Genomic DNA, 22,971 nt, shown 5'->3' with positions numbered 1-22,971 from the left:
CAGCCTCTCATCTGCGCGAAGCCGCTCCCGCAGTGGATCTTTGTCGCCGGTGAGACCGGGGCTTGCCGCAGGCGGCAGTAGTCCGCCGTTTTTTCGACTCTATGCAACACTTGCAAACTCGAGCCCCGCCGCCAAACCCCCGTCCTGTCTGCACTTGGTCCTCTTTTTGAAAGTTGGTTCGCAAATTGCTTAAGCCTCATCAGTACAGCGGTGGGCGGCAAGCCTGCGTCAGAAAGAGGAAAGAGTGTGGACAAGTACCTTTATGTGGCAATGACCGGCGCCAGCCAGAATGCACTGGCGCAGAAGGCCCATGCCAACAACTTGGCGAACATTTCCACCAACGGTTTTCAACGTGACCTGGAACAGGCGCGTTCGATGCCGGTGTTCGGTGACAGCTTTCCGGCGCGTGCCTTTGCCATGACCGAACGCCCAGCCACCGACTTCACGCCTGGCGCGATGATCGAGACCGGTCGTGACCTGGACGTGGCGGTTAACGGTGACGGCTGGATGGCCGTGCAGACCCCGGACGGCGGCGAGGCCTACGTGCGCAGCGCCAGCATGAACGTCGATGCATTGGGCGTGCTGCGCGCCGGCAACGGCATGCCGATCATGGGCAACGGTGGCCCGATTGCGGTGCCGCCTCAGCAGAAGATCGAAATCGGCGCCGACGGCACCATCAGCATCCGCGCCATGGGCGAAGGCCCGCGGGTGATGGCCGAAGTGGACCGGATCAAGCTGGTGCAGCCCGATCTCAGAAACATGAATAAAGGCTTGGACGGCACCATCCGTACCAAGGATGGCCAGCCGGCGGTAGCCGAGGCGAACGTCAAGCTGACTTCGGGCTTCCTGCAGGCGAGCAACGTCAATGCGGTTGAAGAGATGACGGCAGTGCTGGCGCTTTCCAAGCAGTTCGAGCTGCACATCAAGATGATGAACAGCGCTAAAGAAGATGATCAGGCCATGACTCGCGTCATGCAGATGAGCTGACAAGCCCACTAATCAATTTTTGAAGTACGGCGCCAACAAACAGGCGCAAGAAGGAGAACAGCATGCTTCCGGCTCTATGGGTTGCCAAAACAGGTCTGTCTGCCCAGGACACTAACCTGACCACCATTTCCAACAACCTGGCCAACGTTTCGACCACGGGCTTCAAACGTGACCGTGCCGAGTTCCAGGACCTGCTCTATCAGATCAAACGCCAGCCGGGCGCCCAATCGACCCAGGACAGCGAGCTGCCGTCGGGCCTGCAATTGGGTACCGGTGTGCAGATCGTCGGCACCCAGAAGAACTTCAACGCCGGTAACCTGCAGCAAACCGGTCAGCCCCTGGACATGGCCATCAACGGCAAAGGGTTCTTCCAGATCCTGCAACCGGACGGCACCACGTCCTACACCCGTGACGGCACGTTTCACTTGGACGCCAACGGCCAGATCGTGACCGCCAATGGCTTTGCCCTGGAGCCGGCGATCGTCGTGCCCAACAACGCTCAGACCTTCACTGTCGGCAACGATGGCACCGTGTCTATCACCGTGGCCGGCAACCCGGCTTCGCAAGTGATCGGCAACCTGCAAACCGCCGACTTCATCAACCCGGCCGGCCTGCAGGCGGTGGGTAACAACCTGTTCCTGGAAACCGCCTCCAGCGGCGCGCCGCAAATCGGCACCCCTGGCCTGAACGGCTTCGGCACCACACTGCAAAGCACCCTGGAAACGTCCAACGTGAGCACCGTTGAAGAGATGGTCAACATGATCACCACTCAGCGCGCCTACGAGATGAACTCCAAGGTGATCTCCACCGCCGACCAGATGCTTTCGTTCGTAACGCAGAATCTGTAATCAAGTCTATGGGGCGCCGCTGACGGCGTCTGCAACACCGTGAGGTTAGGGTCATGAATCGCTATGTTTCCGTTCTGGCATTGAGTGGGATTGCCGTGCTCGCGGGCTGTGTCGCCCCGACGCCAAAACCCAATGACCCGTACTACGCCCCGGTGTTGCCGCGCACGCCGTTGCCGGCGGCAGCCAACAATGGCTCGATCTACCAGGCCGGTTTCGAACAGAACCTGTACAGCGACCGCAAGGCATTCCGGGTCGGTGACATCATCACCATCACCCTGAACGAACGCACCCAGGCCAGCAAGAATGCCAACTCCCAGGTGGGCAAGAACAGCACCGCCAGCCTTGGTTTGAGTTCGCTGTTTGGCGCCGTGCCCAACGTCAATAACCCGTTGAGCGACGGTGACCTGACCTTGAACGCCGGCTACAGCGGCAGCCGCGCTACCGACGGCAAGAGTGCGGCGGGGCAGGGCAACAGCCTGACCGGCTCGATCACCGTGACGGTCGCTGACGTATTGCCCAATGGCATCATTGCCGTGCGCGGTGAGAAGTGGATGACCCTCAACACCGGTGACGAATTGGTGCGCATTGCCGGTATGGTCCGCGCCGATGATATTTCCACGGACAACACCGTGCCTTCCACGCGGATTGCCGATGCACGCATTACCTATTCCGGTACCGGTGCTTTTGCTGATGCGAGTCAGCCCGGTTGGCTCGACCGTTTCTTCCTCAGCCCGCTGTTCCCTTTCTAGGTGGCCACTTTGAAATTCAAACAGCTGATGGCGGCCGCAGTGTTGCTGAGCCTGAGCGCAGTCGCCCAGGCCGAACGCCTGAAAGACATCGCCAGCATCTCCGGCGTGCGTTCCAACCAGTTGATCGGCTACGGCCTGGTGGTGGGGCTCAACGGCACGGGTGACCAGACCACCCAGACCCCGTTCACCCTGCAAACCTTCAACAACATGCTCTCCCAGTTCGGCATCAAGGTGCCGGCGGGGTCGGGCAACGTGCAGCTCAAGAACGTGGCGGCTGTGTCCATCAGCGCCGACTTGCCGGCGTTTTCCAAGCCGGGCCAGGTGGTGGACATCACCGTGTCGTCCATCGGTAACTCCAAAAGCCTGCGTGGCGGCACCTTGCTGATGACGCCGCTCAAAGGTATCGACGGCAACGTCTACGCCATCGCCCAGGGCAACCTGGTGGTGGGCGGGTTTGATGCCGAGGGCCGTGACGGTTCGAAAATCACCGTTAACGTACCGTCGGCCGGCCGGATTCCCGGCGGTGCCACGGTGGAGCGCACCGTGCCCAGCGGCTTCAACCAGGGCAACAGCCTGACCCTGAACCTTAACCGCTCCGACTTCACCACCGCCAAGCGTGTGGTCGACAAAATCAACGACATGCTCGGCCCTGGCGTCGCCCAGGCCATCGATGGCGGCTCGATTCGCGTGACCGCGCCACTCGACCCAAGCCAGCGTGTGGATTACCTGTCGATCCTGGAAAACCTCGAAGTCGATCCCGGGCAGGCGGTGGCCAAAGTCATCATCAACTCGCGCACCGGTACCATCGTGATCGGCCAGAACGTCAAGGTGTCGCCGGCCGCGGTGACCCACGGCAGCCTGACCGTGACCATCACCGAAGACCCTATCGTCAGCCAGCCGGGGCCGCTGTCCAACGGCCAGACGGCGGTCGTACCGCGCTCGCGTGTCAACGCCCAGCAGGAAGCCAAGCCGATGTTCAAATTCGGCCCCGGCACCACCCTGGATGAGATCGTGCGGGCGGTGAATCAGGTAGGCGCGGCGCCAGGCGACTTGATGGCGATCCTCGAAGCGTTGAAGCAGGCCGGCGCGTTGCAAGCCGACCTGATCGTGATTTAAGGCCATGGCTATGGACATGCGTAAGAGCGGCCTGACCAGCACGGCGGATTCGGGCTCGTATTCCGACTTGAATCGCTTGAACCAGCTGAAGGTCGGCGACAAGAACAGCGAAGGCAACATGCGCAAAGTGGCGCAGGAATTCGAGTCGCTGTTTTTGAGTGAAATGCTCAAGTCGATGCGCTCGGCCACTGAAGCCCTGGGTAAAGACAACCCGATGAACACGCCGGCGGCCAAGCAGTACCAAGAGATGTACGACCAGCAGTTGGCGGTGTCGATGTCCCGCGAAGGCGGCGGCATTGGCCTGGCCGACGTGCTGATGCGGCAGATGCAGAAAAACAAACCGGTGGACGCTCAAGCGGCCACCTTGCAGGGCCCGGCCGCGGCCGAACCGGTGAAGAAGGTCGATGTGCCGACCCAGATCGCCGCCGGTACCCAGGCCGAGGGCCCGTTGGGGCGCTCCAATGGCCAGCGTCCGTTGTGGGCCTACCGCGTGGCCGAGCCTCAAGCCGACGCCGCTGCCGTCCATGGCAACGACATGGCGCTGATGAACCAGCGTCGCATCGCTTTGCCGAGCAAACTGACCGACCGCCTGCTCGCCGGTATCGTGCCGAGCACCCAGGTGCCGAGCGACGCCAAGGCCGCGCCGCTGCGCAATAGTGTGGCCGATGACAACGTGATTAAAGGCAGCGCGCGCAGCTTTGCCGTACCCAGCGATCGCATGCAGATCTACAGCCGCGCAGTGGCCCAGCCGCCGTTGGCGCCGGCGAAGAAAGCGTTCAGCTCCCAGGATGAATTCGTCGCCACCATGTTGCCGATGGCCGAGGCGGCCGCCGCGCGCATTGGGGTCGATCCTAAGTACCTGGTGGCCCAGGCCGCGCTGGAAACCGGTTGGGGCAAGTCGGTGATGCGCGCCGAGGATGGCAGCAGCAGCCACAACCTGTTCGGCATCAAGGCCGGCCAGAGTTGGCAGGGCGGTCAGGCCCGTGCGATCACCAGCGAGTTTCGGGATGGGGCGATGGTCAAGGAGACGGCGCAGTTCCGTTCCTACGATTCCTATCAGGACAGCTTCCACGACCTGGTCACATTGCTGCAAAGCAATGATCGCTATAAAGAAGTTGTGAAGTCTGCCGACAACCCGGAACAGTTTGTGCGCGAGTTGCAAAAAGCCGGTTACGCCACCGACCCGGCCTACGCCAGCAAGATCTCGCAGATCGCAAAAACGATGAACAGTTACCAGAACTACGCTGCCGCGGGCGCGACCACTCATTTATAAGGTCTGAACCATGAGTTTGCTCAATATCGGGATGTCGGGGCTTAACGCCGCTCAAGGATCGTTGTCGGTCTTGAGTAACAACATCGCCAACGCCAATACCGCCGGCTATTCGCGTCAGCAGACCACCCAAAGCGCGAACACGGCGAACCAATACGGTGGCGTGTTCATCGGCAGCGGCACCACCTTGGCCGACGTGCGCCGGGTGTACAACGAATACCTGGACACCGCGTACCAGAACAGCACCTCGCTCAACAGCGATGCCAAGGCGTACCTGGACCAGGTGAGCGCGGTCGACAAGACGCTTTCGGACAAGACCACCGGCATGTCGGCGGTGCTCAGTTCGTTCTTTGCGGCGGTGCAGACGGCTTCGGCCAACCCAAGCGACACATCTGCCCGTCAGGTCTTGCTCACTAGTGCCCAGACCTTGAGCAACCGGTTCAACTCGATCTCCACCCAATTGAGCCAGCAGAAAGAGTCCATCAACGGCCAGTTGAGCACGATGAGCGATCAGGTCAACCAGTTGACGACGTCGATCGCTTCGCTCAACAAGCAGATTGCCCAGGTGCAAGGCTCGTCAAACACCACGCCGGCCAACCTGCTGGACGCGCGTGCCGAAGCCGTGCGTTCGCTCAATGAGCTGATCGGCGTGACCGCCACTGAAAAGAACGGTGTATTCAGTGTCAGCACGGGCAGCGGTCAGTCCCTGGTGCTGGGTGATCGCTCCAACACCATTTCCGCGGTGCCAAGCCAGTCGGATACCAGCCAATACACGATCCAGCTCAACGCGGCCGGCGGTACGACGCTGGACCTGGGCGGTGTGATCAGTGGCGGCAGCATCGGCGGCCTGTTGCGTTACCGCAGCGATGCGTTGATGCCGGCGATCAATGACCTGGGGCGTATTGCGTTGGTCACCGCCGATGCCATCAACAGTCAGTTAGGCCAGGGCGTGGACCTGAATGGTGAATTCGGCGCCTCGATGTTCACTGACATCAACAATGCAGCGTCCGTTGCCCTGCGCAGCCAGGCGGCCCAGGGGAATCTGGGCGACGGTGCGTTGGGCGTCACTATTAAAGACAGCAGCAAGCTGACCAACTTCGATTACAAGGTCAGCTTCAACGACGGTACCGACCTCAATAAGATCACCGTGCTGCGTTCCGATGGCAAAGCCATGGGCACGTACGATCTGAGTGCCACGCCGCCGCCGGTCATCGATGGCTTCACGCTGGCGGTCAAGACCGGCGCGGTGCAGGCCGGCGACAGCTTCAAAGTCAGCCCCACCGCCAATGGCGCCAAGGAAATCGGCACGGTCCTGACCGATCCAAGCAAGATTGCTTTTGCCGCTCCGCTGCAAGGCGAGGCCGGCAAGACCAACATAGGCACGGGCACGTTCACATCGCCGACGCTGACGGTGCCCCTGGATATCCAGGGCGGCGCCGACACCGCGCAACTGCGTACCGCTATTGAGCATTCGATGCCGGTGAAGATGGTGTTCGGCTCGCCGGCGGCGGATGGCACCCAGTCCTACACACTGAGTAACGCCCAGGGCGATCCGATCGGCTCCGGCACCATCATTCCGGGGCAGGCCAATAAAATCAGCATCAGCGTACCGATGCGCGATGCCAGCGGAGTCCTGGTGACACCGGCGAAAAGCTTCAGCTTCGACACGACGATGGGCGGCTCGCCGGCGAACGGCGACAGCACCACGTTCTCGTTCAATGCTTCCGGCAAGTCCGACAACCGCAACGCCCAGGCTCTGCTTAACCTGCAGACCAAGGCGACCGTGGGCCTGGCGACTGACGGCAGCGGCGGCGCCAGCCTGGTCGGCGCCAACAGCAAGCTGGTTTCCACCGTCGGCGCCAAGGCCGCGTCGGCCGGCACCGACAGCAGCGCCACCGGTGCACTGCTGACCGCCAACAAGAACGCGCGCAACTCGGTGTCCCAGGTCAACCTGGATGAAGAGGCGGGCGACATGATCAAGTTCCAGCAGTACTACACAGCGTCGTCGCAGATCATCAAAGCTGCGCAAGAAACCTTCAGCACGCTGATCAATAGTCTTTAAGGGAGTCTGGGACGATGCGCATTTCTACACAGCAGTATTACGACACCAGCACCGCCAAGTATCAGGAAAATTATTCCAGCGTAGTCAAGTCCCAGGACCAGGCGTCCTCCGGCGTACGTGTGCAAACCGCCGCCGATGATCCGGTGGCGGCTGCACGGTTGTTGCTGCTTCAGCAACAGAAAGACATGTTGGGCCAGTTCAATGGCAACATTACCAGCCTGAAAAACTCCCTGACCAATGAAGAAGGCGTGCTAACGGCGGTTAATGATGCGCTTCAGCGTGCCAGTGAGCTGGCGCTGCGTGCGGGAGGCTCGCTCAGTGACGCGGATCGCCGGTCGATTGCCGGAGAAATTGGCGCCATTGAAGATTCGGTGTTGGGTTTGCTTAACAGCAAGGACTCGTCGGGTAACTATCTATTCTCCGGGGCGAAAACCCAGACTCCGCCATACGCGCGTAACAATGATGGCACCTACAGTTACCAGGGCGATGAAACGCCGCTGAGCCTGCAGGTTTCCGACACGCTGAATATCAGTGCAGGCGACACGGGCAAAACCATCCTCGAAGGCGCTGTCAACTCCGGTCGCACCCAGGCGAAATGGATCCAGCCGACGGTGGTACCGCCTGCCGCGCCGGTGGCCAACGACGACAAAGTGGCCTTGTCTGCCGGTCTGGTGACGTCTAGCACCGACTACGCCCAGAAGTTCGCCGAAGGCCAGCCGTACAAGCTGACGTTCACCAGCAGTACCCAATACGTAGTACTGGATAAAAACAACAACGACATCACCTCGGAGATTCAAGGTAACGGCACGTTTGATTCCACCAAGGACGGCAGTTCCAGCGTGAACCTGCGTGGGGTGAAGTTCGATATCAGCCTCAACCTCGGCAACATAGCGTCGGGCCCGGACTCTGACGCGGTAGTCAAGGATCGCGCCTTTACTCTGGAAACCAAGCCTGACACTTTCAGTGTCTCGCGCACCCCGAGCAATGCTTCCAAGGCTCAACTGACTGGTGGCGCCGTCACCAACCAGACAACATACGCCAGCACTTTTCCAGCCAACAGCGGGGCGGTGATCAAGTTCACCAGCGCCACGGCCTACGAGGTCTACGCACAGCCTTATACCGCCAACAGCAAGGCAATCGCTTCGGGGGTTACGGGGCTGAGTCCAACGGGCGGTACCACGGTGACCGCGGCAGGCATCACTTTCGATGTGAGTGGTGACACCCCGCAATCCGGCGACCAGTTTTCGGTAGGCGCTACCACCCAAAAAACCCAGAATGCGCTGGATACGCTTAGTCAGTTACGTCAGCAGTTGGAAAAGCCTGCTGACGGCAATCCTGGAGCCATGGTCAAGCTCAAGGATGTGCTGGACGCTTCCATCGCCAACTTGTCCAACTCCCGTACCCAGGTCGACAATGTGCGTGGCTCCCTGGGAGCCCGGCAGAATGCGCTGGATATACAGTCCGCGGAAAATACCAGCATCGGTCTGGCCAACACGACCACCATGAGCGACCTGGGTAATATGGATACGGCGCAGGCAGCGATCAATTTGACGTTGCAGCAGAGTATGTTGGAAGCCTCGCAATTGGCTTTTGTGAAAGTCTCGCAGTTGAGCCTGTTCAACAAGATGTAAGCGGCTGGCCCCCACACGGCCCACCCTGGAAACGGGGTGGGCCGTTGTCGTTTCTGGGGTCAAACGGTTGAAACGTTTTGCACAAAGCGCACAAAATTGAGTGACCTGTGAGTCATAAAGCGCATCTTCACTGTATCGTGTGAAAAGGCTAAGTCGTCGCAGGGTCCTTGCGCGGCGGCTTTCAGTGAGATTGTTATGGGGTTATCCCCTTTATTGTCAGCACTCCAGGCTTAGCCCGAGGGGTGTTCTCCAGCTATTTAGTATTGGGAAGCCACAATGATTGGCATAAAAAGCATCGCCAGTTACGTGCCGGCAGACGGGATCGATAACTACGCCCAGGGTGCCAAATTCGCCAAGGATGAAGAATTCATCATTGGCAAGATCGGTTCGGCGTTTCTGCCGCGCAAGGAAGCGGCGCAGGAAACCTCCGATCTGTGCGTCGAGGCGGTCAACGCTTTGTTTGCCAACAACCCGAATTTGAAGCGCGAGTCGATTGACGCGCTGATCGTGGTCACACAGAACGGTGATGAAGAGGGTTTGCCCCACACCGCGGCCATCGTCCAGGACAAGCTCGGCCTGCCGACCCACGTTGCTGCTTTTGATATCTCCCTGGGTTGCTCCGGCTACGTCTACGGCATCTACGCGATGAAAGGTTTCATGGAAGCCGCCGGCCTGAAAAACGGCCTGCTGGTCACCGCCGATCCGTACTCGAAGATCGTCGACCCGGAAGACCGCAACACCACCATGCTGTTCGGCGATGCCGCCACCGCCACTTGGATGGGCGAAGACGCCGCCTGGCACCTCGGCAAGGCCAAGTTCGGCACCGACGGTTCCGGCGCGCCGCACTTGAAGGTCAGTAATGGTGTGTTCTTTATGAACGGTCGCCAGGTGTTCAACTTCGCCTTGCTCAAAGTGCCGGCGCATTTGCACGAGCTGCTCAATGAGTCGGACCTCAAGGCCGATGAGATCGATGCGTTCTGCATCCACCAGGGCAGCGCGGCGATTGTCGACGCCGTGGCGCGGCGCTTTGAAGACGCGCCGGTGGACAAGTTCATCAAGGACATGGTCGAGACCGGTAACACCGTGTCGTCGAGCATTCCATTGCTGCTGGAAAAGCACGTGATGGACGCCGCCTGGAAGCGCGTAGCCATCAGCGGGTTTGGTGTGGGGCTGTCGTGGGGTTCGGCGATTCTTCACCGTCCGTGACGCTGCGTAGTCCCCATTTACCGCAAACGCAAACGCCGATGATCAAAAGATCATCGGCGTTTTTTATTTGGCGTCAAAAAAACCGGCAAAATCGGGTGTTGGGGGCGGTCTAAGCCCTTGAATTGCAAGGGGTGGCACGGCGCCAGTAAAAAAAATCAAAAAAATCCTCAAGCAACCGGCTACCACGACGATAACTATTACGTAGGTTCTCAGGCCACACCCGGCGGTTGCCAGGGCCGGAAGCCGCAGTATCCATCCAACGAGGATTTCGTCATGGCTTTAACAGTAAACACCAACATTGCTTCGATCACTACCCAGAACGGCCTTGGCAAAGCGGCCAGCTCGCTGCAAACCTCCATGCAGCGCCTGTCCACTGGTCTGAGCATCAACAGCGCTAAAGATAACGCCTCGGGCCTGCAGATTTCCAACCGTCTGACCAGCCAAATTAACGGCCTGGGCCAAGCAGTCAAGAACGCCAACGATGGTATCTCCATCGCGCAAACCGCTGAAGGCGCAATGCAGGCTTCGACCGACATTCTGCAAAAAATGCGTACCCTGGCTCTGTCCTCGGCTACCGGCTCCCTGAGCGACGCTGACCGTACTTCGAACAACGAAGAATATCAGGCGCTGACTTCGGAACTGACACGTATTTCCCAGACCACCACCTTCGGTGGCCAGAAGTTGCTGGACGGTTCGTACGGCACCAAAGCCATTCAGGTTGGCGCCAACGCCAACGAAACCATCAACCTGAGCCTGGACAACGTTGCAGCCAACAACATCGGTTCGCAGCAGATCAAAAGCGTCGGCGTTGCGCCTAGCACCACAGGCGTAGCAGCAGGTGCAATTGGTATCACTGGTAATGGCCAGACTGCCAGCGTTACCGTAGCAGCAGGTTCTTCGGCCAAAACCATCGCCAGCCAACTGAACGGCGCTGTAGGCGGCCTGTCGGCTACCGCCAGCACTGAAGCTCAGTTCGTAGTCGGCGCTGCTGCCGCTACTACCCCGGCTTCGTTCACCATGACTGTTGGCGGCCAAGCTACCACCTTCACCGGTGTAACCGATACCGCCAGCCTGGCTGACCAGTTGAAGTCCAACTCCGCCAAGCTCGGTATCAGTGTTAACTATGACGAGTCCAAAGGCACTCTGTCGGTTAAATCCGATTCCGGTGAGAACCTGAACTTCAGTGCTTCGACTGCTGCCGGTTCGATCACTGTTGCTACCAAAAACGGCTCTGGGGTTTACGGTACAGGTGTTGCCCTGGCTAACGGCCTGATCGCTACCGGTGCAGTTAACCTGGATTCCTCTAAAGGCTACGCGCTGAACGGTGCTGGTGTAACCGGTCTGTTCGCTGCTACCGGTACTTCGGCTGCTTCGACCAAAACCAGCGTCGCTCAAACCGACGTGACCAGTGCCTTCAACGCACAGGCCGCAGTGGCAGTGATCGACAAGGCTATTGGCGGCATTGACAGCGTTCGTTCGGGCTTGGGTGCTGTTCAGAACCGTCTGACCACTACCGTGGACAACCTGACCAACATTCAGAAAAACTCTACCGCTGCACGTTCCACCGTACAAGACACCGACTTCGCTGCTGAAACAGCCGAGTTGACCAAGCAACAAACACTGCAATCGGCGGCTACCGCGATCCTGTCGCAAGCCAACCAACTGCCATCTGCTGTACTGAAGCTGCTTCAGTAATAACGGCGCTGGGTGACTGACGGAAGGGCGCGTTTACGTGCCCTTTCGTCTTTTTCGGTTGTAGAGGAGATTGGTCATGGACATGAGTGTAAAACTTGCCTCGTCATATCCACCGGTTGCACCTCAAAGCGCACCTGCTCCGGTTATCGCGGACAAAGATAAAACCAAGGTCGAAGCCATTGCACCGACGGCAGGTAAGCCGCAACGGGCTGACCTGGAAAAAGCTGTTACAGATATTCGAGAATTTGTACAGGCGTCTCAACGCAGCCTGGACTTTTCAATTGATGACTCCACGCATCAGGTAGTTGTCAAGGTTATCGCCACAGATACCGGCGAAGTCATTCGTCAGATCCCGTCGGAAACTGCTTTGAAGTTGGCGCAAGATTTGGCGAATGTGCGGAGCGTGCTGTTCGACGAAAAGGTCTGAGCTGGCATGAAACTTGTTGCGGTCATTTCTTGAAGCGTTGTCTGTCAAGAAGACGGCAACTACCGAATTAGGAGAAAGATGATGGCGGGTACAACGGTCAGTGGTGTTGGTTCTGGAATCGATACCAGTTCGATTATCACGTCGCTGGTGAATGCTGAAAAAGCACCGAAGCAGCTTCAGATCAACACTCAATCGCAGAAAGCTACCACTCAACTTTCGTCCATCGGTAAGATTCAGGCGGCTTTGGACGCATTTCGTGGTGCGCTTAAGACAATGGGCACCGACAACAGCTTCAGTGGGTTGACCGGCACCTCCTCGGATGAAAAGGTCGCCACCATGACGGCAGGGCAGGGCGCTTCCAACGGCTCTTTCTCCCTGGTGGTATCGCAATTGGCGAAGCCTTCAAAGTTGACGACCGCTAGTTTCTCCGGTGGCGCGTCAACGGTCGTCAACAAAACCGCTTCGGCAACCACGCTGACGATCAGTCAGTCAGGCAAGAACTTCGACTTGAGTGTGCCGCCTGGCGCGACCCTGCAACAGGTGCGCGACTCTATCAACACGCAATTCGCGACCGCCGGCCTCAGTGCAAACGTACTCAACGACTCCAATGGTTCTCGGTTGATCCTGACGTCTACCACCGGCGGTGTGGGTACAGACTTGACTATGTCGGGTAATTCCGGCATCGACACAGGCTATACGGTCGTCGATCCGCCGCAGAACGCCAAGTACACCATCGACGGTATCTCCGCCGAGTCGAAGACCAACGACATCAGCGATGCAGTGAGTGGCGTTAGTATCAAGTTGCTCTCGGTCTCGCCACTGACGACCGCAGGCGATCTTTCTACAAACCCTAAACGTAATGCTTCGACGATCTCTGTAAGCACCAGTACGACCGCGCTCAAATCCGGCGTCAAGGGATTTGTCGACACCTACAATGCGTTGCTCAAGGCAATGACCGCCGAAACTGCGGTGACCAAGGATGCCGCTGGTAACCCAGTCGCGGCCACTCTGACCGGCGACTCCACAATGCGTACGTTGCAGGCGTCGATCCGCAACGAGTTCAACTCATTGTCGGGCAGCGGGACCTTGAAGTCCCTGGCACAGTTCGGCGTCGAGACTGATCAGACCACTGGCATGCTGTCGATCGATGACAAGCAGTGGGACAATGCAATGAAAACCAATTCTGCAGACATCAGCAGTATTTTCAATGGCAAGGGCGGTCTGCTGGCGCGTCTGACCGCAGCAACCGAAGACTATGCTAAGCCCACCACCGGTCTGCTGGCGACGCGCGCGTCCTCGCTGTCCGATAGCCTCAAAGACCTTACCAAGCAACAAGCTGCGTTGGATCAGCGTATCGCTGACTATCAAACTACGCTTACCAACAAATATGCAGCCATGGACTCCCTGGTCGCGCAGTTGCGTCAGCAAAGTAACAACGTCATGGGCACCCTCAACGCCCTGAATAATCAGAAAGACAGCTGATTGAGGGGTGTCTAGTCCTGAAATAGGTTTTACTGTAAATAAAGCCCGGGTTCTTGACCCGGGCTTTATTTTTGGTGCGCCCAGCATGGGCGCAATCTTGTGGGTGAAAGTTCCGCCATAAGCTGACCACAGCGAACGAAGTGAAGCGCAACTGCAGGAGGGTGACTGAGTGTGGGGAGGAAGCGTGAATCGAAACCGTGAGCCGATGGACTAGAACCGGATACAAGGCGAGCGAGCCAAAAATCGCGAAGCTCTTGTGGTCAAAGATCAGGCTGCGTAAATCCGGCGGTTGTGCGGGGAAGGATTGCGTTCTTACCTGGGGAGATCTCGCCTTGTGCCTGAAAGGGCAACGGTGCTAGCCGGAGCGAGAAGTCAGCAGAGGCCGTAGTAGTCTTTTTTTGACGAAGGGCCGAACGAGAGAAAGCGTCATAGGCCATGTTGATGCGAACGACCGGAAGTCAGATGCTTGCCAAACGCGGGGCGGATGGAGATAACGAGCGGTGAAACCGTGAGAGGTCCCATCAGCGACGAGGTCAATCGCCCGCAAAATAAACCCTATAACGCAGGCCAAGGGCTGCTGGAACGAGCCTTTGCGAGAGAAAACCTGAAGCGAGCGTGGAAGCGGGTCAAGGCCAACAAAGGTGCAGCAGGAGTCGACGGTCTGGATATTGAACAGACGGCCGAACATCTACTGACTCAGTGGGCGGCGATTCATGAACAGCTTCTCTCAGGTGTCTACAGACCCAGTCCGGTACGCCGCGTGGTCATCCTCAAGCCTGACGGCGGCGAACGCGAGTTGGGTATTCCAACGGTCACCGACCGCTTGATCCAGCAAGCGTTGCTGCAAGTCTTGCAACCATTACTCGATCCGACTTTTAGTGAACACAGCGACGGCTTTCGTCCGGGACGCTCTGCGCAGGACGCCGTATTGGCGGCTCAGCGTTACGTATCCTCGGGTCGCAAAGCGGTGGTGGATGTTAATTTGGAGAAATTCTTCGACCGGGTCGACCACGATATTTTGATGGGTCGTTTACGCAAGCGGGTCGCGGATCGGGCGGTTATCCGGCTGATTCGTGCGTATCTGGATGCAGGAACGCTGAATCATGGCATGGTCGAGAAAAGCCGCTGCGGGGCGCCGCAAGGCGGCCCGCTGTCGCCGCTGCTGGCGAATGTGCTGCTGGACGAAGTGGATCGAGAGCTTGAACGTCGAGGCCATTGTTTCGTGCGCTACGCCGACGATGCGAACGTGTACGTTTGCATCCGCAGGGCGGGGCAGCGGGTGATGGCTTTACTGAAGCGTCTGTATGAAAAGCGGCACTTGAGCGTCAACGAGAGCAAGAGTGCGGTGGCTCGTGCGTATGGTTGCAAGTTTCTGGGCATCTCCACAAGGCGTCAAAAGAGCGGTAGCGGTCAAGGCGCGCAAGCAGTTCAAGCAACGGATACGCGAGCTCACCCGTCGCTCATGCGGTCGCAGTCTGTGACAAGTTGTCTAGAATCTACGCCCGTATCTCCTGGGCTGGAAAACTTACTTTGGGTTGTCGCAAACACCGAAAATCTGGCGAGAGCTGGATGAATGGATACGACACCGACTGCGAGCGATCCAGCTTAAGCAACGGAAGCGCGGTCCGACGATCTACCGTGAACTGCGGGCGTTGGGAGCCAGCAGCCAATCGGCCGGAAACGTGGCGGCCAGCTCGTATAGCTGGTGGCGTAACAGCCTATTTGAGCTGAATCGAGCGTTGGATCTGGCGTGGTTCGACAGGCTGGGATTGGTGCGTCTCTCATAATCTCAATCTCTCGAACCGCCCAGTGCGGACCCGCATGCCGGGTGGTGCGGCAGGGGAGAGGCCTATGAAGGCCGCCCCCTATGCCGATTGAGTGGCAAAACCAGTCAAGGCAGCCAGGCATTGCGCCAGGCCAACAGGTGTTGCTCCTTGAGCATCCATTGATCCAGGATTACGCGGCGTAAAGCATCTCCAGCCGCAGCGCTGGCGTCCGGTTCAGCGAGGTGTTCGCGAATGGCGGCAACCCAGGCCTTTGCATTGTTCTTCACCCTTGTCACCGGCAGGTCGCCTCGATAACAGAGGATGTCCGAGCAGATGACCGGAAAAGCGCACGCGCCGTATTCCAGTAAGCGCAGGTTGCTTTTGCAGGCGTTGAAAAAATTGTCTTCCAGGGGAGCCAGCGCCAAGTCCAGGTTCAAACCGGCCAGTCGCGCCGGGTATTTCTCGATATTGACTCCGCTGTGGAACTCATGGACATAAGGTCGCAGGGCTGGCGGGCACATACCCATGAACACCCATTCGACCTCATCGGTCAGTTCGCGGACTACCTCGGTAATGACTTGTAAGTCGGCACCGTGGCTTGAGCCTCCCGCCCAGCCGACCCGAGGTTTGCTGCCCTGCCGGCGGCGGGCGACCAAGCCGCCCCACCACTGGATTGGCAGGCGGTTTTCTACCACGCGGATATCGGTATTAAAGCTATTCAGCGCATTGGCCAGCGGCTGGGTCGACACCACCAGTCGATCGCAAAGGCCCACTGCTTTCTTTAGACGCTTGGCAGTGTCCTTGGGAAACAGTCCGCGGGTTATGTTGCCGGCGGGTACATCAAGGATGTAGTCATCCAACTCGTAAACCTTGAATGCCTTGGAGAACGACCGAGTGTTCTGGATGATTTCCAGATGGTTTTTGGTAAATTGGCGCTGGAATAGGATCGTGTCCGGGTTCAGACGCTCCAGTTCCACTGGTTGCAGCAGCAAGTCGCTCACTTCCCCCTCGATCAATCTCGCCGCTTGCAGTGCAGCGAAGGGCTGACGCACCCGATAATGTCCGCTGCCGAAAGAGTCGCCGGGGTAGCACAATGCGTAAGGCAGAGCGCGACTGGCGAAGGGTTGCCAGCTCACTTCACTGCGGCATTCGTAAGCAAAGCCACTGCCCTCCAGCGTCAGGTTGCGATTGTAGGCCGGGTCGCTTGCGAGCTGCGGTAGCCATCGCTCGTACATCACTGATTGTTCACGCTTGAAACGCTCGCGTTTGGCTTCCAGTCTTGTCTTGTCGACCTTGTTCTGGCTTACGTTGGCCTCATGCATCAACACTGCATACGGTGTCCATACGATCAATTGCCCGGCCTGGCCGACTTTCAGACACAGGTCTACATCGTTATAGGAAACTCCAAGCTGGGTCTCGTCCATTCCCCCCACCTGGCGGTACAACTCGGTACGGATCATCAGGCAGGCAGCGGTGACTGCGCTGTAGTTCTGATCAATCTGTAAACGATGAAGGTAGCCGTTGGACAGCATTGGTTCGCCGATGAAGGGGTGATCTGCGACGCCACGCAGACCAAGAACGACGCCAGCGTGCTGGATTGTTCCGTGTGGGAACAGTAATTTGGCCCCGACTATGCCCACTTCCGGGCGCTGGGCATGATGGATAAGTGCGTCAAGCCAGCCACCATCAACGACAGCGGTGTCGTTATTGAGCAACAACAGGTACTCGCCGCGGGCCTGGCTCGCGGCGAAATTGTTGATCGCCGAATAGTTGAACGGATGAGGGTAGCGCAGGATACGAACCTTGGCGTCGTTCAAGCGCGTCATGCCTGCGAACCATTCTCGGGCTTCATTGGTTTCACTGTTGTTGTCGACGATGATCAGTTCGTAGTTCGTGTAAAGCGTTTTCTCCATCAGGCTTTCAATGCAACGCATCAGCATTGGCAGTTGATCTTTGGTGGGAATCACGATGGATACCAACGGTTTGCCGAAGTGCTGGTATACCACTCGGGTGACCATCGGCAAGGGGCCCGCACGTAACTCATGAGCCACGCCCAAGCGCTGCAAATGTGCCTGCGTAACCGCGGCGGAGTTTGCGATTACCTGGGGTTCGCCAAGCCACTGGCCGAAGTTGATTGCCTGGTGCACCAGCACTTCGGCGAGGTGACCTACGGTCCCCAGCCCGTGGGTCTCTACCAACCGAAAGAGCAGGTCATGGGGTGCCAGTTCGGCGTGGGCGGGATCAAAGCCGTCGGCCCGCAACGCGGCTTCGCGGCTGAAGGCCAGGTTGCGGCCTACATACGGATAACTGCGCAACAGATCCAGGTTCATGTCCGGCTTGAACACCGGGTTCTGGCAGCCGGCTGCGGTCAGTGTGTCTTCATCGCTGTAACAGGCACTGATGCCCGGATTCAGCGCAATGCCTTCGGCAAGTAACAGCAATGCGTGGGGGTCGAGCTGGTCGCCGCCGCGCAGCAGATAACACCAGTCGGTCTGAATGCCTTGCAGCAGCTCATTGAGCTGGCTCGGCCAAGCATCAGCCAGAGGCAACCAGACCAGATTATCAGCCGGCGTCACGCCCTCGGGTTCGGCGTTGGACAGCACGGCGACTGCCGCCGCCTGGTAAAGCTGGCGCCCAATACTGTCCAGGCTGTCGCGTAATGACGCGATATCACCGGTGGTATCGGTCACGATCACCAACACGCCCGGCTGTTGTGGCCAGCTCGCCAGGCGCGCCGGCAAACTTTCGAACTCGGCGGCCGCCAACTGCCGGGTATCCAGCCAGCGTTGATACAGGCGGATGTTGCGCTGCTGTTTACCAATATTTGCCAGCACGCCAAAAAAACGTTCGAAGGCGTGGGCAAGCGTGCCATCGAGTTGGCCGGATTCAGTTTCGAAATCGGCTCCCGTAAGCTGCATGTGTTCCAGCGGGGCCAAGGCATCCATACGCATGAAGAACATGGTGCCGGCGAAAAAGTCCGCGTCATCGATTTGCTGGGGATCAATAGCCGCACGCTGGGCAAGCGCCAGCATATGCACGCGGTTGTTGTCATCAAGGTTGGTGCTCACTGGCTGACGGTATTGCTCTGTGCCGAGCATTGGATGGTGCATCGGGTTGGCAAGGTACTCTACCGATTGGCGGAATCGCACAGGGCCCAGCAGGTCATCGAAAAGCTGGCTGGCCCAGGCGTTGTCCGCGCCCAGATGCAGAGAGCGCTTTGTGTGCAGCTTGACCAATGTGTGGATGTTATCGGCCCGTAAAAATGGCAATACCCGCAGGAAGGGTAGAACGTCTCGGCCGTGGTTTGGCACCCTGAATAACGAATAACCGAGTCCAGTGGTGGCTAATTGGCCGCGTACGTCATTTTCATCTCCGGCCACGCAGGTGACATACAGATGCAGGCGTTCATGCAACTGAATCAGGCGCCGAAAAATGTCCGGCAACATTTCGGGATGATAAGCATGGATAACTACACCGACGGGTGGCTCGTCGTCCGGAACAGATGATCGCTCCACCTCCAGCAATTCGCACATTTCGGTGAGTGCGCCGGTGTCGTTGAGTGAATCGCCAAGTTGAGAATGGGGTGCAACGTAAGCGTCGCGCAATCGAAACAGTGTGAAAGCCTGAGGTTTTGACAAGGACGCACGACGGACCTGCAATAAGAATTGCGGGCGGTATAACCCAAGTGCACGAATCTGCTGGATGAAGTCGACGCGGCCCTGTTTGAACAGCGCTCGCATGTCGGACTGGTTCTGGCGCTGCTCGGCATGCCTGCGGAAAAACGACAGAGGTTCATGCAGAAAAGCCAGATGGCCCTCCTGCAGCAGATTCACAAACAATGCAAGGTCGTTGATGGCACGAATAACTACACCACCCAGGGCGCAGATGTGCGGCACCTTGTCGATCAATTGCGCACGGCGAAACATTACGGTGCTCGGTTCACCAATGAAGTTCGTGGGCCAGTCGCAGAGCAGCGAAATAACGTCCTCGCCATGCAGGCAGGTGTCTTCGACGAACACGCCGGATGTCTCGAGAATATCCGGCAGACGCTCACCTTCGGCATCTATCAACCTGCGTCGCGAGGTGACCAGCGAGATATCGTTACGCGCTTGCAGCACAGCGGCCATGCGCTGTACACAATCTGGCAGTAGCAGGTCGTCGTCGTTGAGAAACTTGATGTATTCGCCGCGGGACTCTTCCAGGCATCGGTTGAGGTTCAGCATGCCGCCCAACTGGTGTTCGTTGTGCAGGTAGCGGACCGGTACAGTCGTATGCGCAGCAAGACGCTCGGTGATCAGACGAATGCCATCGCTGCGACAATCGTCAGTGATGACGACTTCGATATTGGCATAACGCTGTTCCAGTGCGCTGCTCAACGCTGCCTCAAAGAAGCGCGGGTTGTAGGCCGGTATCGCAATGCTGACCAGCGGCAAGCGGTCGGCTGGAGGAGTAGTGGTCATGCTCACACCAATTTAAATAAGGGGCGAAGGTAGAACTCGCTGAGGCCGCCTTCGCGGCCCAGGCGATCGCATAGGTCAGCATGGGCAAGGGCGCCGGCCGAATCGAACAGTTCGATTTTCCGGGTCTGCGGATCCAGTACCAGGCCGACGTGTTCAATCCTCCATCCGGTCCCGGCCAGCGCCGCCTCGATATAAGCAAGCTTTTCGACCAACGCATTGCGGCCTGCCACGGGTTGGGCGGTATCACCGCCCCAATTGAACCCCATCTGGTAGAGGAGACAATCGGCTGCTGGACGAAGCCCCTTCAGGAAACCCTGGATATAGTCTTGCAGCGCTTGTTTATCGGGTACCAATGCGGCGTCGAAATCGACTCCGGCGTGGTGCAGTACGTTGAACAGCAATAGGGTGTCAAAATGCTCCGGCATGGCCTGGGCGATCTGATAGTCAAGCGGCTGCTGCACCACCTCAACATTTGCCAGATTGAATTCAGTGGCTAGAGCGCGGATGAAGTCGGCGCTGCTCTCGTCCAGTTCCCAAGCAACGCAATGGCTTGTGGGGTACGCGTGGGCGAGGGTAGTGGTAAACAATCCGGTATTGGCACCGACATCCAGCAGCCGCTGCCCACTGAAATCAAAATGTGCTTTGAGGTAATCAAGGCGTCCATGGTCGGCGCGCCAGCGCGGGTTCACAGGAACGTCGACACCCAACTGCTCGACCACAAACTCAGGCAGCGGTTGATAGCTGGCGTGTTTGCCAGAGTGCATGTATAGCGCCAGTAATTGTTCTTTGGTCATTGGCGTTTGCCTGAACGAAAGAGCTCGAAGAAAAACAGCCGAAGGCTGTCGGTGGAGAACCAAATGTCATAGCGCGGTAACCAACAGCAGGCCTTCCACAGCCAACGCTGAGAGCCGACAAAAAAACGCATATCACTGCGTGACTGTCCTACAAAGCCGCCGAGCCAGAGGTATTTGTCCCGTCGCCAAAGACCGAGAAAGCGTAGCGGCGTGGTCATCTGTGGCGGGGTGTGACGGGCTTGAACCAGCCAGCTGGCGCGGAAGCCATTCTCCAAAGCCAGTTGCATCGGCCCCCAAAGGCGCGGATTGGCTTCGATAAGGAAATGCCGGCCAGCGCTCTCCATCACCTCGAACATGATGAAACCGCAATATTCATGCTGTTCGAGTAGTACCCGCAGGCGCTGGTCCGTATCTGCATCCGGGCATCTCACCAGTTCGGCGGCGACCATCGACTTGCCTGCCGCCTGCTGGACGATGTTGCGTTGAAACAGCGCGACAACACCCGCATCGTTGCGGAAATAGACGTAGTAAAAACTCTGCCCGTCTATGTAGCGCTGAATCAAATAACGCTTCGCGTCATAGCTGACGGCATGTTCGGAATATTCGGCGACATTGCGTACCAGTAGCGGGTAAATGCGTTGCCCGTGGGCGCCGCTTTCGACTCTGGGCTTGAGTACAAAAGGTATTTGGCTTTCTGATAGTTGCTCCACCGCTGCCGGTATTTCCAGGCCGACTGTCACCGCTGCTGCAAGGAGCTTTTCCTTGTCGGAAAATAACCGGTAAATCGCCGGGCTGACGGTGATGCCTTGGATACCTTCGCGCTCCATCCAGTCCTGCATGCCGAGTAACAAGCGATTTATCGACTCGGCGCTGGGCGCCAAGGTCAAAGCACGCTTGGGGTAATGGGCTTTGACGTCGAGCAGCAAGCGCTTGAATTCGTTTTCGTCCAAGGCGTCAAGCGTACGCTGAGCAAACAGGTGACGTTGCAGGCGGGTGCGGTACAACAGATCCTGCGCGTTGCGCGTGATCAACACGAAGTCGATATGATCGCGTTGCAGGGAGCGGCAAAAAGCCCCGACCGCACGCTCGTTGGCGCCGGTGAATATGACAACCAAAGGCTTGTCGCCCGACATCGGAGTCATTGCGCCGCCGGCTGTGCAGCTAGCAACTCTGCCAGGCAGTCGATAACTCTTTGGATGTTTGCGTCTGTCAATGAAAGATGGAAGGGTAAGCCCAGCAAGCGCTCCGCCAGCAGCTCAACCATGGGTAGCGGGCCTGCCGTGCATGCCTGGAACGCCGGATGGCTGTGCAGCGGAGGGCAATACCAGCGGCGTGTTTCGATATCTTTGCCAAGCAGGCGCAGTTGAATATCCACACCACGAAATCCTGGCGGCAGGAGTACCAGCATCAAGCTGTATAGGCCATCCATGGGTTTGACCTGAAGTTTGAGTGAGGGAATTTTTTTCAGTAGCTGTGCGGCGTAACGTTGATGCAGGCTGCGCCGTGTCTCAGAGACGCTTGGCCAATTGTCCAACGCGGCCAATGCAACCGCGGCGTGGTATTCGCTCATTTTCCCGTTCTCACCTGCCTCGAAGACCAGGCCGCCACTGTGGGCGTCGATACCGAAGTTGCTCAATGCTCGCATGCTTTGGGCGTAGGCGTGGTGTCGCGACGCCACGAACCCACCTTCTCCGCCGCCCAGAGACTTGGTCGCGTGGAGGCTGAAAGCGACTTTTGTCGTCAGGCCTATCTGTTGGTTGCCCCAGGCACCTGCGGCATCCACGACCACCGGAATGCCGGTTTCGGCACTGAATAGGTCCCAGCCTGCGACATCTTGAGGACAACCGTAAGTGGCCACCGGCATTACTGCGTCATAGGGCGTTTCAGCCAGGACATTCCGTGCGATAGCCGGCGTAAGCAGCCAATTGTCAAGGTTTACGTCACTGATCAGAGGGGTGAGCCCGGCCCGGATGATGGCGGTCGCCGTGGCTACGAAGGTCAATCCAGGGACGAGTACACGACCCCCCTTACGTAATTTTAATGCTTCCAGGGCTATTTGCAGCGCACAGGTGCCATTGGCCATGGATACAACATGTACCTGCGCTGGCTCCCGGCTGAATGAGCGCGATAATCGACCTTCAAGCTCGGTGACCAGTGGGCCGAAGTTGGTATACCACCGGTTCTCATCGATTTGTTGCCAGTACGGGAGAATTTGCTCGACTTTCGGCATCTCTGGTACTAACAACTTGATGATGTTTTTCATGGTACCCACGACTGTCAATGAAATATCGTTTTTGCTATCGCTGGAGGGCGAAGCAGGAAGCGTACCAACAGCAGTCGAGCAGGTTCGCGGCAGCGGACGAGGTTGCGTACTTATAATAGGGCGCTTGCCAGGCATGCAAAAAACCAATGCCTTGAGCACTGGTTTTTTTTAACAGTCGTCGAATTAAAGTAATGGGTAACCCAGTCGACATACTA

At 58.1% G+C, this 22,971-nt stretch carries 15 protein-coding genes and 1 pseudogene; 12 read left to right on the top strand and 4 right to left on the bottom strand.

What is annotated here, in order from left to right:
- Positions 1 to 246: 246 nt before the first annotated feature.
- The 12 genes and pseudogenes from KZX66_RS07305 (at position 247) to ltrA (ending at position 15,260) form a co-directional block, all read left to right on the top strand.
- Complete coding sequence (locus KZX66_RS07305; RefSeq protein ID WP_248077949.1) at positions 247 to 987, top strand: flagellar basal body rod protein FlgF; 741 nt, start codon at positions 247 to 249, stop codon at positions 985 to 987.
- Positions 988 to 1,049: 62 nt separating this feature from the next.
- Positions 1,050 to 1,835: a flagellar basal-body rod protein FlgG gene (gene flgG, locus KZX66_RS07300; RefSeq protein ID WP_248077947.1), complete on the top strand. Its 786-nt coding sequence runs from the start codon at positions 1,050 to 1,052 to the stop codon at positions 1,833 to 1,835.
- Positions 1,836 to 1,888: 53 nt separating this feature from the next.
- Positions 1,889 to 2,584, top strand: coding sequence for a flagellar basal body L-ring protein FlgH (gene flgH, locus KZX66_RS07295; protein ID WP_065924947.1), 696 nt, complete (start codon positions 1,889 to 1,891; stop codon positions 2,582 to 2,584).
- A 27-nt stretch (positions 2,585 to 2,611) separates the two neighbouring features.
- Complete coding sequence (locus KZX66_RS07290) at positions 2,612 to 3,700, top strand: flagellar basal body P-ring protein FlgI (protein WP_248078194.1); 1,089 nt, start codon at positions 2,612 to 2,614, stop codon at positions 3,698 to 3,700.
- A gap of 4 nt (positions 3,701 to 3,704) precedes the next feature.
- Positions 3,705 to 4,973: a flagellar assembly peptidoglycan hydrolase FlgJ gene (gene flgJ / locus KZX66_RS07285; RefSeq protein WP_248077945.1), complete on the top strand. Its 1,269-nt coding sequence runs from the start codon at positions 3,705 to 3,707 to the stop codon at positions 4,971 to 4,973.
- A gap of 10 nt (positions 4,974 to 4,983) precedes the next feature.
- Positions 4,984 to 7,032, top strand: coding sequence for a flagellar hook-associated protein FlgK (gene flgK, locus KZX66_RS07280; protein WP_248077943.1), 2,049 nt, complete (start codon positions 4,984 to 4,986; stop codon positions 7,030 to 7,032).
- A gap of 14 nt (positions 7,033 to 7,046) precedes the next feature.
- Positions 7,047 to 8,663 (top strand): flagellar hook-associated protein 3, encoded by a 1,617-nt coding sequence (locus tag KZX66_RS07275; protein ID WP_248077941.1) that lies wholly within the window; start codon positions 7,047 to 7,049, stop codon positions 8,661 to 8,663.
- Positions 8,664 to 8,939: 276 nt separating this feature from the next.
- Entirely contained in the window at positions 8,940 to 9,869 is a 930-nt protein-coding gene (locus tag KZX66_RS07270) for a ketoacyl-ACP synthase III (protein WP_248077939.1), read from the top strand.
- A 273-nt stretch (positions 9,870 to 10,142) separates the two neighbouring features.
- Positions 10,143 to 11,564 carry a flagellin gene (locus KZX66_RS07265; RefSeq protein WP_248077937.1) on the top strand — a complete coding sequence of 474 codons (1,422 nt, stop codon included), beginning with the start codon at positions 10,143 to 10,145 and terminating at the stop codon, positions 11,562 to 11,564.
- A gap of 76 nt (positions 11,565 to 11,640) precedes the next feature.
- Positions 11,641 to 11,991, top strand: a complete 351-nt coding sequence (locus KZX66_RS07260; RefSeq protein WP_248077935.1) for a flagellar protein FlaG — start codon at positions 11,641 to 11,643, stop codon at positions 11,989 to 11,991.
- 81 nt (positions 11,992 to 12,072) lie between these two features.
- The gene (fliD, locus tag KZX66_RS07255; RefSeq protein ID WP_248077933.1) at positions 12,073 to 13,473 is read left to right on the top strand and encodes a flagellar filament capping protein FliD; all 1,401 of its coding nucleotides are present in this window, start codon (positions 12,073 to 12,075) and stop codon (positions 13,471 to 13,473) included.
- A 508-nt stretch (positions 13,474 to 13,981) separates the two neighbouring features.
- Positions 13,982 to 15,260: pseudogene (ltrA, locus tag KZX66_RS07250) on the top strand (group II intron reverse transcriptase/maturase).
- 104 nt (positions 15,261 to 15,364) lie between these two features.
- Here the strand turns inward: ltrA and KZX66_RS07245 are convergent.
- Genes KZX66_RS07245 through KZX66_RS07230 form a run of 4 tightly spaced genes read right to left on the bottom strand, consistent with a single transcriptional unit; the run spans position 15,365 to position 22,756 of the window.
- On the bottom strand, positions 15,365 to 19,699 hold the full coding sequence (locus tag KZX66_RS07245; protein ID WP_248077931.1) for a glycosyltransferase: 4,335 nt from the start codon (positions 19,697 to 19,699) through the stop codon (positions 15,365 to 15,367).
- A 2-nt stretch (positions 19,700 to 19,701) separates the two neighbouring features.
- Positions 19,702 to 20,493: a class I SAM-dependent methyltransferase gene (locus tag KZX66_RS07240; RefSeq protein WP_248077929.1), complete on the bottom strand. Its 792-nt coding sequence runs from the start codon at positions 20,491 to 20,493 to the stop codon at positions 19,702 to 19,704.
- Positions 20,490 to 21,635 carry a hypothetical protein gene (locus KZX66_RS07235; protein WP_248077927.1) on the bottom strand — a complete coding sequence of 382 codons (1,146 nt, stop codon included), beginning with the start codon at positions 21,633 to 21,635 and terminating at the stop codon, positions 20,490 to 20,492. The genes KZX66_RS07240 and KZX66_RS07235 overlap by 4 nt, the downstream gene beginning before the upstream one ends.
- Entirely contained in the window at positions 21,632 to 22,756 is a 1,125-nt protein-coding gene (locus KZX66_RS07230; RefSeq protein WP_248077925.1) for a DegT/DnrJ/EryC1/StrS family aminotransferase, read from the bottom strand. The genes KZX66_RS07235 and KZX66_RS07230 overlap by 4 nt, the downstream gene beginning before the upstream one ends.
- Between the last annotated feature and the right edge of the window lie 215 nt (positions 22,757 to 22,971).

It is taken from the genome of Pseudomonas sp. EYE_354, assembly GCF_023148575.1.
GTDB lineage: Bacteria > Pseudomonadota > Gammaproteobacteria > Pseudomonadales > Pseudomonadaceae > Aquipseudomonas.
The sequence above is the reverse complement of the archived record's forward strand: the minus strand, read 5'-3'. Positions and strand labels throughout refer to the sequence as shown.